We start from the raw sequence: 13,553 nt of genomic DNA on the forward strand, positions 1-13,553 counted from the left end.
CCAGGATCAGGATGCATCCACTGACTCTGGCAGTGCCTCAGGCGCTACCGGAGGTGCAAAGCCACGAAGACCAACCACGTGAACATGCTCGGTGTTCTGGAACACTTTACGCACCAGTTTATAGGTCGTGCCTTTTTCCGGACTGATGTTCTCTGGTGCCGCAATGATAAGCTGCATCTGCAAGCGTTCACAGAGTTCAAACAGGGTCGCAATTGACTTGGCATCGAGACGCGCCGCTTCATCAAGGAACAGCAGACGACAAGGTGAGATATCTTTACCGCGTAAGCGGCTGGACTCTTCTTCCCAGCTTTGCACGACCATCACCAGAATCGACATCCCGGTACCAATAGCTTCCCCGGTAGACAACGCACCACTTTCCGCACGCAACCAGCCATCGGAGCCACGGTTAACCTCAACTTCCATCTCCAGATAGTTACGGTAGTCCAGTAACTCTTCGCCAATGGTTTGCGGTGTACGCTGGCCCATATCAATCTGCGGGTTAAGGCGCTGATAGAGTTTCGCCAGGGCTTCAGAGAAGGTCAGGCGATTACTGTTAAACAGATCCTGATGCTGCTCATGCTGTTCAGATAACACGTTGAGCAATGTAGAGTGAGCTTCACGCACATTCACATTCAACCGAACGCTATGAACCTGTCCGAAGGAGACACTTTGCAGACCCTGGTTCAGCATGCGAATACGGTTCTGCTCACGCTGGATGGTTTTGCGAATAATATTGGCCACACTTCGGGAACTGATTGCCAGTTTCTGCTCACGACTGGTCAGCTCTTCGGTCAGACGACTCAGCTCAATTTCCATCTGTTCAATGGCTTCAACCGGATCGTCGGTACGAATGATATCCTGACGGATACGCTCCCGGAGATGCTGATATACCGCAACAAAGAACTGAATTTTTCGTTCCGGACGTTTGGGATCTTCAGATAAACGTAAGACGTCACGCAGATGTTCGTTATCGGCAACGGCCAGGCGAAGCGCACCCAGCGCCTTATCCGACATCGAACGCAGTTCATCGGCTGACTGGTAGGCCAGTTCCCGACGATGCAAGCGACGTTCAACGCCGTTATCTTTCACCATCCGCATCACCGCGCACCAGCCGGCTTTGGCCGTCACGACCTGTTCACGAACTTCCAGATAGCTACGTTCCAGCTGCTTGAGCCTGCGGGTCAGGTTATTCATTTCCGCTTCGCAGAAGGTGAGCTGTTTTTCCAGCTGGTTACGGCGGGAACGGTTACTGTTCAGGCTAGCATGGAGTTCATCGCGACGAATACGCGCCCGCTCTTCTGCCCCGCTATCAGCGCGGACGCCAATATCCTGAAGCTCTTTATGCAGTTCTTTCAACAGCTCATTTTTGGTATCGAAAGCACTTTTCAATGACGCCAGTAACTGGTTGTATTGCCCCAGTTGCTGCGTGTGCTGGCGTAAAGTATCACGAGCACGGGCACGGTCACTTTCTGCCTGCGCCAGGCGCTGACGTAATTTTTCATTTAAATCACTGTTACCGTCGAGCATCGCGGCCGAATCACTGTAGCCAAAGTGTGCCCGACGCTGCACTACTTCAGTTAATGAGAAGGCACGCTGGCGCGCATCACGCTGTATTTGCTGGGCATGGGCATAATCGTCTTTCAGTTGCTCAAACTGCTCGGGGTCACTTTGCAGAACACTGACTACAGCTTCCAGTTTTATCAACTGATTACCGTGCTGTTGCATAAAGCGAGCCGCTTCTTCTGCTTCATCAAGGTGCGCCTGTATCTCTTCGCAGCGATCGACTAGCGTTTCATCACTTAGTACGCCAATACGTGGCAACAGGCGATTAAGCTGACTGACGCCTTCTTTCGCTTGTTCAAACTGTACGCGCTGATGCGCCGTTGCATTTTCATGCTGGCTGATAGCACGCTCAAGCTCACCACGACGACTGTTTAGCTGACGCAGTTCGACTTCAGGATCATCGTCAAAAGCCACACCTAAGTGCTGGCCGATAAAACGGCTGAATGAATGATGCAGACGCTGATTTTTCTGAACATCAAACGACAACGTGGCAAAGCGCTCAGCGAGCGTTTCACGTTCGCTATGCAGAGCTTCAATTCGATTCTCACGCGCAGCACGACCAAACAACGGTAACTCAGGCAAGCGAGAATAGCGCCACTGACGATCGCCGCTCTTAACCAGAACCGCGCTAGTTAACTCTTCAACGGTGAAGACGCTGTCATCAAAGGAAGACGGATCGCCTTCAATAAAATAGAGGTCCTCCGGGCAGTCTTCGAGGCTATCAAGATGCTCACGCACCAGTGACAGGTCAGGCACAACAATGGCATGACGAGACGGTCCATAGAGTGCGGAGAAATAAGGTGCGTCATCAAGACTGATATCGTCATAAATTTCCGACAACAGTACGCCACCAAAACGCTCTGCCAGGGCATTAAGACGCGGATCGCCCGCTCCACCTGGCTGGCTAAGCAGCTCAATTTCTTCATCGACCAGACGCTTGCTATTACCCACTTCGTCGCGCTCGACGGTCGACTCACGTTCCAGCTCCAGCAGTTGCTGCATGTACTCAGTCACTTGCTGGCTGGTTTCAAACTCTTCATGACTCTGTTCACACAGCTGATTAAGGCTGGTCTGGGCGGCAATCCATACCGGGGCACGCAAGTTCAGCGTCTTCACTCGCGCCTGGAGCTGTTCCAGTTCCTGACGCAGAGCTGCACGCTGTTCACTGGCTTCAGAAACGGTATGCTGGAGCGTACCTATACGCGCTTCCAGCTCATCATGCAGTGCTTCAAGATCTTGCGGGTCAATCTGCTTACCCTGACGCTTACAGAATTCATTCAGTAAGCGTTCTGCTTCTTGTTGATCGCGACGTCGCTGTTCCAGCTCATTTAAGCGCATACGCAGAGGCTGCACCTGATCTGACAAATGACGCTGGTTATGACTGTCACGAATCAGTTCACGCGCCGTTTCAAAGGCATCACCGCGGCTGACGGGTCCGTTAATTGCGCTAAGCAACTGATAAGCTTGTTCGAACTGGCTGTGTGCCGCCTCAGAAACACGAATTTTCTGTTCCAGAGACAACAGGGTTTCGGTTGCTTCTATCTCTTTTGCCTGGAACGTCTCTAACCATTCATCGGCGCTATGGAGAGTCAGGTCAGGCAGATGACACAGACTACGCGCGCGCTCCAGTGCTTCGAGTGCTTGTTGATATTGAATTGCGCGAGTTTGCTGCACATCCAGAGCTTGCTGGTAATCAGCAAGCTGACTTTTCAGCTCATCCACTTCCAGATCGGTTGCTTCAGTTCGTGCTTCATTCTCTTCTTGCTGTTCAATCGCCTCAGCAACAATCTCATTCTGCTCTTCCAGGCGGATCTGGAGCTCTTCCAGATCGCCTTCATAGCGCTCGATTTTCTCTTGCTGACGAAGGGCTGTTTGCACCAGGTTCAAGTTATCACTGGCTGCCTGATAGGACGCCTCGAGATCTTCTTCTGCGCCACTGTGTTCGCCCAGCTCACGCGCCATATCAACATGCTTATACTGCTCGGCAGCCAACTGCTGACGACTGATAAACAGTTCACGACGCCATTCCAGTGCTTTGTCGAGATGAACGCGTCGCTCATTGGCATGACGCATATAATCTGCGGCAACGTAATGTGTGGCTTCGGTGATTAAATGCTTAAATAAATCGCGGTCAGACTGGGTGACACGAATCGCTTCCAGTGTCAGTCGGTTCTCGCGTAGTGCCGCTTCCATATCCTGGAAAGCTTTGCGTACCCCACTGTTTTCCGGCAATAAATAATCACGCAGTGAACGGGTAATCGCGCTGGAGATCCCGCCATACAGTGAGGCTTCAATCAGTCGGTAATACTTACTACGATCGGAAGCAGTACGCAGACGACGCGCAACAATGCCCAAATCAAACATCAGCGAGTGATATTCGGTTATCGAGTTAAACGCTTTGAACTGAACATTTTCAATCGCCTCAACTCGCTCTTTTAGCTCATTCAGGTTCAGCACCCGAGCCTGACGCTCATTCAGCGTTTCGGTTAACAGCTGGGTCGGCTGAAATGAGTCAGGTAAACCTTGAATAGCAAAAGGTTTGATATCGACTTTACGATCACGACCAGCCACTTGCTGAAGACGCACCCCCACCATGACGCGCTGGTGACGGGAGTTGATCACATCCAGAACCGCATAACAGACTCCGGCTTTTAACTTACCGTGTAGTCCTTTGTCCCGGGAGCCAGAGGTGGCACCCGCTTCCGTGGTATTACGGAAATGCAGCAGCGTCAGGTCAGGGATCAGGGCGGTCACAAATGCCGCCATCGTCGTGGACTTACCCGCACCATTACCACCCGATAGGGTGGTGACCAGCTCATCAAGATCAAAAGTCCGGGCAAAAAAACCGTTCCAGTTAACCAGGGTCAGTGAGCGAAATTTACCGCGTTCAATCATTCCTGTTCATCCTCCGCGCTACCTGAATCGGCAACGACTTCTTCAGTTTCATCGTCGAGTTGTAAGCGATTCTCTATAGGCATCGCCTCGCCATCACGGATCATCCGTAACTGTGCCTCACGTGGATCATCGCCACTACGCACATCGGCACCAAAGCGGAATACGGACTCGGTGATACGAAACTTACTGCTGTCGTGTCCCATAAACCAGATCATACCCAGACGACGCAGACGGGTTAGCGATGCGCGGACTTTTTCCTGGAGTTTTTGACGATCCAGATCAGAGCCAGTAGAACGGTTATTCACAAGCTTAAGTAACTTACTCTCATCAGCCAGGGTCAGTAGTTCATCATACAGTTCAACCTGAGTGAAAATGCCTTCATTGGCCAGTCGTTCCGGGCTCAGATAGAGATAGCAGAGTATTTTTCCGACCATCATATCCAGTTCTGACAAGGTAGAACGGGGAATAAGGGTGCTTGAGCGGGGACGGAGATAGAAAAATCCTTCTGGGGCACGGATTAGTTCAACGCTATAACGAGCATAGAAGGGTTCCAGATAAAGCTGGAAGTCCATTAAAAATGCATGATTATCCAGCTCATCCTGGCTGATATGGCGTCCGGCACGCAATTGGCTATCGAGAGCCGGAAATAAAGAGTTCGCCAGCGCCTGTGCCAGTTTGAGTGGCATCGCTTGTTCAATATTTGTTGATGACATGCGCTTGTACCTTGGCTCCATAATCATTAATTGTTTGCCAGTTCGCTGGCAAACCTGTGAAATCAGCTTCCGCAACCCCTAAACGTACCGCCTGGTCGACCACGATTCGGGCAACATCAAAATGACGCGCTCTTGGGTATTGCACCAGGAACTCCTTCATTACCAGACCTAAATCCAGTGGGATCTGCTGAGTTTTATAGGCCTGGAGTGCGGCTTCAATCAGGGCAGCTAGTTGTTCACGTATTTCATTAAATTCTTCAAACTCCAGGCTATCAGGCAGCTCACCGGTCACCTCTTCATCGCGCAGAGTCATTTCTTCATCACGCATATCAAGCAGGCGTTCGGCACTGGCGTAGGTCAGTGCCCAGGGGGTGTCGAGATAGGTCTGTACTGACTGGCGTAAACGCTGGGCAAAGACGCGGTTTTTATCCATGTCGATGGCTGTACGAATAAATTTATGAACATGGCGGTCATAGCCAATCCATAAATCGATTGACTGCTGGCCCCAGCTGATAATTCGGTCAAGTTTTGCCTGCAGATCAAAAACCAGCCTGTCTATAAACTGTAAATCGTCATGGCCGACGGTAGCATCCTGAATTCGCAACAAATTCGCCTGCATTTTATCGCCAGCTGCTTCCAGAGTATCTTGCAGTTCACGCAGTGTACCTGAGGTTTCTGACAGTAAAAGTTCGCAACTGGAAATAGCGGCACGCCAGTCTTTATTGAGTAACTGAGCAATTTCATCTTTAACCAGCTGCTGTTGCTCATCCATAATCCGCTGTGTTAAATCGATACTGTCAAAAATTTCAGCAACGGAGTATTTCAGTGGCGCATAGACATTACGATGCCAGTGAATTTCATCCCCTTGCTCGTCAGCAGCATCTGCGGCGTGTTTGAGCTCACCTGCAACCACAGAAAGTTGCATCGAAAGTCGTAGGGTGGAGAATTCACGCTGACGGATATAATAGTCAGTGATCCCCATACCTAAGGGCGTAAGGCGATAGATCGCATGGCCATCAGACGCCTCGCTGACAAAGCGGTTAATCAAGCGCTGACGCACCAGATCGTTAATCGCATTGTTTGCCCTGACCGTAATGGTCTCGCTGGTTTGTTCAAAACCTTCACTCACGAAACGAAAGGCATCAACCAGCTCACCTTCACTCAATTCGCCATCCAGCCGCTCACCGTTCAAAGTGGCAATCGCCAGTAAAAATGTCAGGCGTTCGGTGGGCAGCGAGATAGAGAAATCATTCTTCCTGGCCCAGGTCACCAGTTCCGGTACGGTCTGGGAAAAACTACTCATAATTTATCCTTTGCTCTGCGGCTTAAACGCGGTGACATGAATATAGCGGCCAAAGCTGATATAAGGCTCTTGCCGACAATAACGCGTCTCAAGCGTCAGCAAATCATCGAATTTTTCTTTTTGATGCTGTTTATTACGCAGGTAATCATGAAACACCCGCACGCCGGTTTTTCCGGTAATTTCCCAGCCAATTTGCTCCAGCCAGTGGTAAACCTGTTCTGGCTGCAGCGGATTGTTGGGCGACAGTGTGCGCTTTTTCTTCTTCGGCATGCCTAGCTCAACATATTCAAGATTGCCGACCACCATATTATGCATCAGTAATCCGTTGGCATTGAAAAACATCAACGACAGAGTGCCCCCCGGGCGCAAGCAGTGCCAGAGAGACTCCAGTACCGCACGCGGATCGGCAACCCATTCTAATACAGCATGGAAGAGTAACAGATCTACCTGAGCGTCTAAATGCTGCGCCATATCCTGGGCAGGAGCCTGGATAAAATGCATCTGGTCACTGAGCCCCTGCTGCATGGCATGAGCTTTAGCCCGAGCTATCATTTCGCCAGAGACATCGCACAATGTCACTTGATGACCACGTTCGGCAAAACGGAGCGCAGTTTGTCCTTCACCGCCACCGGCATCAAGTACACGAAGACTTGGGGGTTGGGTGGCAAGGAACTTATCCAAGTCCTGCCAGAGAATCGCCTGTCGCAATTGGCCTTTTGTAGTGCCATAGATGTTGCGCGAAAATTTTTCGGCGATATCGTCAAAATTACGATCGGCCATTAATCCAGCTCCGTGGCAAAAAGGGTCACCTGACAAAACACTTATTTTGGCACAGCCCGACAGATAATGAACCCATTTGGTGTAATATCGCCAGAGTTTCCCTGCCAGATGGTTAAAAAAGGAGCCAGAGTTCATGTTTTTCGTGCTAAAAAAAGTGGTTGGTGGCTTACTGCAACCCCTCCCCTTGCTACTATTGCTGATGGGGCTGGCCATTATCCTGCTCTGGTTCACTCGCTGGCAGAAGACAGGTAAAGGTCTGCTTACCGCCAGCTGGCTGGTATTACTGCTGTTAAGCCTGCAACCCGTTGCTGACAGATTACTAAAACCTATTGAAGATACCTATCAGACTCGACTGCAAAATGACGGGGTTGATTACATCGTGGTGCTGGGAGGGGGTTATACCTGGAACCCGGACTGGGCACCAAGCTCGAATCTTTTCGCCAATAGTTTACCGCGGGTTACTGAAGCTGTCCGTTTGTGGAAAACACGCCCGGAAGCCAAATTAATTTTCACCGGTGCTGCGGCTATCGGTAATACCGTCACCACTGCAGGGGCCGGAGCTCGTGTTGCAGAAAGTCTGGGTGTGCCCCGAGCGAATATTATTACCCTTGACACCGCCCGGGATACCGAAGAGGAAGCGCAGGCAGTCTCAGAGATCGTCGGGCAGCAACCCTTTATTCTGCTGACTTCAGCGTCGCACCTGCCTCGCGCAATGATCTTCTTTAACCAGGCAGGTATGCATCCCCTCCCCGCACCGGCTAACCAGCTAGCAATCACTTCCCCGCTTAATCCCTGGGAAAAGATATTCCCCTCACCAACCTGGCTAATGCACAGCCATAGCGCGGTTTATGAAACGCTGGGGAGAATGTGGCAGGCACTGCGTGCTCCAGAAGAGTCTACAGGAAAATAAAGCCATAGTATGACCGGAACCGGCGTTATATGCCGGTTCAAATTTATTTTATTCTAAAAATAAAAGACGAAAACGCCAGGCTCACAAAAAAGTTAATACATCAACTCTGATACCAATATATTATTAATAGCCTCGTTTATTTCATGAAATCTCACCGGTTTTGTTAATAAAGGAACGTTTACAACCGGACTTTCATCACCATAAGCGCTAACAAAGATAAACGGAGTTCTCCTGTTAGGGTTTGGCACCTGACGAACGGCATAAAAAAGTTCAGCCCCGGTCATGACGGGCATCTGTAGGTCACTCAAAACGATATCATAGGTCTTACGTAATAATTTCTCATATGCTCGCTCTGGTGATGTCGCCGAATCAACAATATAACCAAAGTTATCCAGTAAGGTAACGAGCGATGTGCAGGCCATTTCATTATCATCCACAACAAGTAACCTTATATTATTCGTTGCATCACTGGGAGTTTTTATCATAGGTAGCTCAATCAGCATATTATCACCCACTTTGATGGGTAAACGAAGAGTGACAGTGGTACCTGTACCCACCGTACTCTGTATTTGAAGATAACCTTTAAGAACGCGCAGGATACCGTTAACAATGGCTAACCCCATTCCAAAACCAGGCACAGGGGTTTTATTATCACCAAGACGAACAAAAGGTTTGAAAATATACTTTAATTTATCCTTTGGGATCCCTTTGCCCGTATCAGAAACGATAATAACCAGCCATTTATCCTTTTCAATACAGTAATCAATCACCACCGTTCCTGAATCAGTATACTTAATTGCATTACTGACGAGATTCTCAACAAGTTGATTTAACCTTACCGCATCAGTAAATACAATTGCATTTACCTCATTGGTAATACTCACCTGCACGGTTTCTTTATTATATAGAGACATACAGGTTTGGACTGCTTCTGTTATGGCGGGTCCTAGTTGAAAATAGGTATTTTTAATATCAATGTAACCATTATCAATTTTGGCAAATTCCGTTAAATCTTTCATCTGTCGTTCCATTTTCGCTACAGCCATCACTAATCGCTGTAGCGCCCCTTTTCGTATTTTTTCACCTGACATATTTGTTACGACATCAATTGCAGAGATAATAATTTGCAACGAAGTTCGCAGTTCATGACCAACAATACCGAGAAAAGAATTTTTACTCGCAAACGCAGCCTTTTCAGATACCAGAAGTTGATGACTTTTACGTATAAAAAATACCATAATGATTAAAAGTGTAGTTAAAAGTATCGTCGTAACGATGAGCAGCCCCCATAGGTGTTTTATCTTTTTTTTATAATCGAGCAGAGCAGATGTTCTTTGCTCTACTTCAGCATGGTCTGCAATATTAAGTAGATTTTTAGCCATAGGTTTTATCTGCAAAATCACTTTCTTTATCAGGGCAATATCAGGATTTGAAGAAAAAATATTCTCATCGATTACAACTAACTCATTATAGATGACATTAATAGATTCGTCATATCCTCCCTGATAATATAATGGCGCTGTTGACTCGCTTTTATTGCGTATAATATTAATATGTGCAAAAAGTAAATCAAGTGAATACTCAGTATCTTCTGCGGAATATCCATTATTCAATAGAGCATAAAACTCATTAAGCTGAATGGAAAATTTAGCTATCGATAGTGTATAGTTTTCTTGTGCACCAGAGATAGAACATAGAGAATCCTCGGATAATAAATTATTATATTTCATAATACCAAACAGAGAACTCATCAGTGTTATTGATATAACAGAGATAGCAATATAATACCACCGACTCATTTCTTCACCGTTATCTCGTCAACTTGTCGAATAAATTGAGATAAGTATTTAGGTATATTTAACTCTTCATTATACTCATCAACAGGATAAACAATAAAATACGGGCCAAAATCTCTAACCCCAAGTTTTTTTCCATCCATTTCATCAGCCAACAATACGTTGTAGCTTTTAATATCATCCATAGAAATGAGAATTTCATAACCATCTAATGCGCGAATTTTAAATGCACTACCACTGACATCAATATAATTAAGCAAATCAATTATTCTGACTCCGCGAAAAGTTACTGGTTTCCCAGCGGGAGTCCATGGCGTTGTGGTTGTTATTTCACTTTGTGGAAGTCCGGAGAATTCCTCTTTAGTAAAAATGATTTCATTACTATCAATATTATTTTTAAACCTGATATCACCTATCTGTGCAGCAACTACCCCATTGAATAGTACAGTGATAAAAAATACAAATATTTTAACCATCGAAATATCCCTTAAAGAGCCTTGTCAATTAAATTTTTGCTTAAATAAATAAACATCCGAATGTACATATCATTATCAATTTGAAATATCTAAATTAAAAAATACCATTATAGCGGAATATTTTTTATTGTTTAATTCCTGAAGTGTTTATCAATATTTGATATAATAACCCCAGGTTTTATTGGTTTTTCGAATGGCCCAACAATATCATAATCATGAATCGCTTTTGAAATCTCATCATCTTTTATTCCAGCCAATTGGCCTGTCAGCACGATAATCATTGCATTATTTTTTGATGATTTTCGGATTGTTTTGATAAGTTCAAAACTACTTTCACTGCCAATAACCCAGTCGAGTACATAAGCATCATAAGGATTAGTTAAAATATGTTGATGCAGATCATTCAGACATTCAAATGAATCAACGCTATAAAAGTCACCACTGATTAGATTTTTAAGGTTTCTGGTAATGTCAGTATCATCATCAAGCAGTGCAATACGGTACAAGCAGCAGGGAATATTTTTGGGATATACTGTAATACTTTCAATACCTCTTCGGACATCAAACAGGTAATTATATTTGATATCACTGTAAGCCAGCACATGCCACTCTTCATTTATCTTCATAGCTGAAAAATCAGTGACGATTTCACTATTCTCAGGATAAAGTTGAATTTTACACTCATAGTCAAAACCACCAATGCTCCATACTGCCTGCTGAGTTTCTTTCATTCCTTTAGCATAAATATCAAAGAATAAACTCATATTCATACCGAGTGATTCAATAACATTAATTAATTGCTGAACTTCCCATTTTGCAGAACCAGTAAGTTTTTTATAACTTGCTGAAGTCGTTATTTTTAAGATCTGGCTTATATAACTATTGTGCTTTATTTTTGGTATCCCTTTCATTACTAAAACGTTTACTAAGACTTCAATCAATTTTTTATCATCAGCATCGTGCACTTGTTATACCTCACAACTTTTATAGTAGCTTATATTTTATTTCGTCAGTCGCATTCTAAAATTCGCTCAAATTTTTAATATAAAACTCATGGTCTTATTATCATTGTTTTACATAAAACGAAACACGCAATCCTAAAAGTTGGTGTTTTTATTGAATCATCAACCAGAAGTGTGTATTTTCATAAGCAAATTATTACCTGTCTTGTCAGAGGCATAATATTAGGGAGTTAATAGTTATCGCTTTGATACAACCAATAAAATACCAGACACCAACAGATATTATTGTCATATAAAAAATCAGCAAAGGATATATCGTGCGAAGTATAAACTTCAACCATGGATATTCAGAGCCTTACATCAGTTATTGTGCCCTATTAGAAATAATGAAGTCTTGTTTTCTCCATAAAATTAATATTTGCACTATGAATATCTACTCATTTAGGAGGGATTTTTTCTTCTCATACCATTTATTGAAAGGATATGATTATGTATCATGCTAATAATTCAGTTTCAAATTTACTCTGGTGTCTTTTGATAACACTTCGCACAATAGAGCATGAATATCCATTTACATCTGAAGCATTACGTCGAAAATTCATTCTGAACTGGATAAATACGACCAAAAATAACAATAATTTCCTGGATATTCCTTTTGATTTTACCATACTTATAGAACTATTAAAGAAAATAGATAAATCAACGTGCATGCTGGATATATTAAATACTTTATTTGAGCAATCTGATACCAACAAAATATCTTATTTATCAAATTTCCGAGCTGCATTTAATATTTTATTAAATAAGGACTGGCAGTATACTATCTGCCATGACCATGACAATATTATAACAGAAATAATGATTCGACGAAAAGGGTCGCGCAGATACGCATTACAGCTACTCGGCCCTGAAAAAGCATTTAATTCTGAGGGTGAAATGGTGAAACCGATTACATTCTATCTAATTTTCTCTCAAGAAGATTTAGAGCATATTGATGCAGAAAGAATTTTTTATAATGAAGGATATCAGGTGATTCATGTTAGCAAAGATATAGAACTAGCTAATAACAGAATGATCCGTACTCTCCATATTGGTCTGGCAACCCTTCTTGAAAATGACTGGAATCCACTGGATAAGAATATCTGGAAACCTTGCAAAATGTCCTTATCACAAATGCCCGATGACGTATTATTTCGACACAGATAAAAGAGGATTAACTGGCGGTATAGTAAAAATAATTTCTGAATATTTCTTCGACTAACTTCAACAATTCTTCATCTTCACTATTCTGAATCTGGAAAAGACGATCATCACCAATAAAATAAAAATCACAATTTTTGTAATATTTCACTCTCAATTTTTGGTCAATAGCACTGAATATACATGTTGTGGGAATATTAAACCCAGCAGATATATGCAATGCTGAAGAGTCGCAAGTATAAACATGCTGGGCAAAACGGATAATAGAAACAAAATCTATTTCTTGAGAAGAGTATTTTGATATATTCATATAATGTGGATGATCTATATCAGAAAATCCGAAAATTAACATATAAAATTTTTTATAAAGCATATCTACAATATCATAATGAAAGATATGTGGAATAATCCTCACAGAGGTACTGGCAGAGGGTGAAAATAATACATAATCTCTGACAGGTATTTTTTTAATAGCAAGACTATTTAACCATGTATTTGAAAGACAGGGTTTTGTTTCCTCAGATATAAGTAACCCATTCCTTTTATAAAAAATCATGCATTACCATTATATGGAAATCAGGCCAGTATAATTGATTTCGTTTATAATATTATTTGCCAAATGATATATTCCCTCAACATACAAGGGTGCAGTTTTAGGTCATGCAATTTTTATTTTTATATTTGGATTTAATTTTTATTGCATTAAGAAAAGAAATTCCAATAATAGAATTATCCAATGTCACTCCCCTCCCATTAATAACAGTAAGATACTCTACCTCACTATAGTTAACGGAAAATGGATATAATGCGGAATTATATATTTCAGGTGAGTTAGGATATAGCATATCTTTTGGGCATGATTATTACTGAGATCATAAGACGACAGAATCAAACCATCTGAACTCAACAGACTACCATTATAATGTAATAATTCATTCATTTTTTAACCTCAAAA

10 protein-coding genes are annotated in these 13,553 nt (G+C 43.8%); 2 read left to right on the top strand and 8 right to left on the bottom strand.

Annotated features, from left to right (window positions below):
* Positions 1-6: 6 nt before the first annotated feature.
* The 4 genes from mukB to cmoM are packed head-to-tail and all read right to left on the bottom strand — an operon-like array spanning position 7 to position 7,254.
* Entirely contained in the window at positions 7-4,458 is a 4,452-nt protein-coding gene (gene mukB, locus M2387_RS06350; RefSeq protein WP_259047946.1) for a chromosome partition protein MukB, read from the bottom strand.
* Positions 4,455-5,171 carry a chromosome partition protein MukE gene (gene mukE, locus M2387_RS06355; RefSeq protein ID WP_259047948.1) on the bottom strand — a complete coding sequence of 239 codons (717 nt, stop codon included), beginning with the start codon at positions 5,169-5,171 and terminating at the stop codon, positions 4,455-4,457. The genes mukB and mukE overlap by 4 nt, the downstream gene beginning before the upstream one ends.
* A complete protein-coding gene (gene mukF / locus M2387_RS06360; protein ID WP_259047949.1) occupies positions 5,152-6,474 on the bottom strand; it encodes a chromosome partition protein MukF in 1,323 nt (440 codons plus the stop codon). The genes mukE and mukF overlap by 20 nt, the downstream gene beginning before the upstream one ends.
* A gap of 3 nt (positions 6,475-6,477) precedes the next feature.
* The gene (cmoM, locus tag M2387_RS06365; RefSeq protein ID WP_259047950.1) at positions 6,478-7,254 is read right to left on the bottom strand and encodes a tRNA uridine 5-oxyacetic acid(34) methyltransferase CmoM; all 777 of its coding nucleotides are present in this window, start codon (positions 7,252-7,254) and stop codon (positions 6,478-6,480) included.
* Between the two features lie 133 nt (positions 7,255-7,387).
* Here cmoM and elyC point away from each other — a divergent pair, with 133 nt between their 5' ends.
* Positions 7,388-8,164: an envelope biogenesis factor ElyC gene (gene elyC / locus M2387_RS06370; RefSeq protein WP_259047951.1), complete on the top strand. Its 777-nt coding sequence runs from the start codon at positions 7,388-7,390 to the stop codon at positions 8,162-8,164.
* 92 nt (positions 8,165-8,256) lie between these two features.
* Here elyC and M2387_RS06375 read toward each other — a convergent pair whose 3' ends face one another.
* From M2387_RS06375 to M2387_RS06385, 3 genes are all read right to left on the bottom strand, one after another.
* Positions 8,257-9,963: an ATP-binding response regulator gene (locus tag M2387_RS06375; protein WP_259047952.1), complete on the bottom strand. Its 1,707-nt coding sequence runs from the start codon at positions 9,961-9,963 to the stop codon at positions 8,257-8,259.
* Entirely contained in the window at positions 9,960-10,436 is a 477-nt protein-coding gene (locus tag M2387_RS06380) for a putative pterin-binding protein (RefSeq protein ID WP_259047953.1), read from the bottom strand. Before M2387_RS06380 ends, M2387_RS06375 begins: the two co-directional genes overlap by 4 nt.
* Positions 10,437-10,567: 131 nt before the next feature.
* Positions 10,568-11,401, bottom strand: coding sequence for a helix-turn-helix domain-containing protein (locus M2387_RS06385; RefSeq protein ID WP_259047954.1), 834 nt, complete (start codon positions 11,399-11,401; stop codon positions 10,568-10,570).
* Between the two features lie 486 nt (positions 11,402-11,887).
* Here M2387_RS06385 and M2387_RS06390 point away from each other — a divergent pair, with 486 nt between their 5' ends.
* A complete protein-coding gene (locus tag M2387_RS06390; protein WP_259047955.1) occupies positions 11,888-12,604 on the top strand; it encodes a hypothetical protein in 717 nt (238 codons plus the stop codon).
* Positions 12,605-12,611: 7 nt separating this feature from the next.
* Here the strand turns inward: M2387_RS06390 and M2387_RS06395 are convergent, their stop codons facing one another.
* A complete protein-coding gene (locus M2387_RS06395; RefSeq protein WP_259047956.1) occupies positions 12,612-13,154 on the bottom strand; it encodes a glycosyltransferase family 9 protein in 543 nt (180 codons plus the stop codon).
* Positions 13,155-13,553: the final 399 nt, after the last annotated feature.

This window comes from Klebsiella sp. BIGb0407 (assembly GCF_024807845.1).
GTDB lineage: Bacteria > Pseudomonadota > Gammaproteobacteria > Enterobacterales > Enterobacteriaceae > JGM124.

Excerpts from the sequence above, each read along its gene's own strand:
- cmoM (WP_259047950.1), bottom strand. The coding sequence starts at position 7,254 with ATGGCCGATCGTAATTTTGACGATATCGCCGAAAAATTTTCGCGCAAC.
- M2387_RS06380 (WP_259047953.1), bottom strand. The coding sequence starts at position 10,436 with ATGGTTAAAATATTTGTATTTTTTATCACTGTACTATTCAATGGGGTA.
- M2387_RS06395 (WP_259047956.1), bottom strand. The coding sequence starts at position 13,154 with ATGATTTTTTATAAAAGGAATGGGTTACTTATATCTGAGGAAACAAAA.
- elyC (WP_259047951.1), top strand. The coding sequence starts at position 7,388 with ATGTTTTTCGTGCTAAAAAAAGTGGTTGGTGGCTTACTGCAACCCCTC.
- M2387_RS06390 (WP_259047955.1), top strand. The coding sequence starts at position 11,888 with ATGTATCATGCTAATAATTCAGTTTCAAATTTACTCTGGTGTCTTTTG.
- mukB (WP_259047946.1), bottom strand. The coding sequence starts at position 4,458 with ATGATTGAACGCGGTAAATTTCGCTCACTGACCCTGGTTAACTGGAAC.
- mukE (WP_259047948.1), bottom strand. The coding sequence starts at position 5,171 with ATGTCATCAACAAATATTGAACAAGCGATGCCACTCAAACTGGCACAG.
- mukF (WP_259047949.1), bottom strand. The coding sequence starts at position 6,474 with ATGAGTAGTTTTTCCCAGACCGTACCGGAACTGGTGACCTGGGCCAGG.
- M2387_RS06375 (WP_259047952.1), bottom strand. The coding sequence starts at position 9,963 with ATGAGTCGGTGGTATTATATTGCTATCTCTGTTATATCAATAACACTG.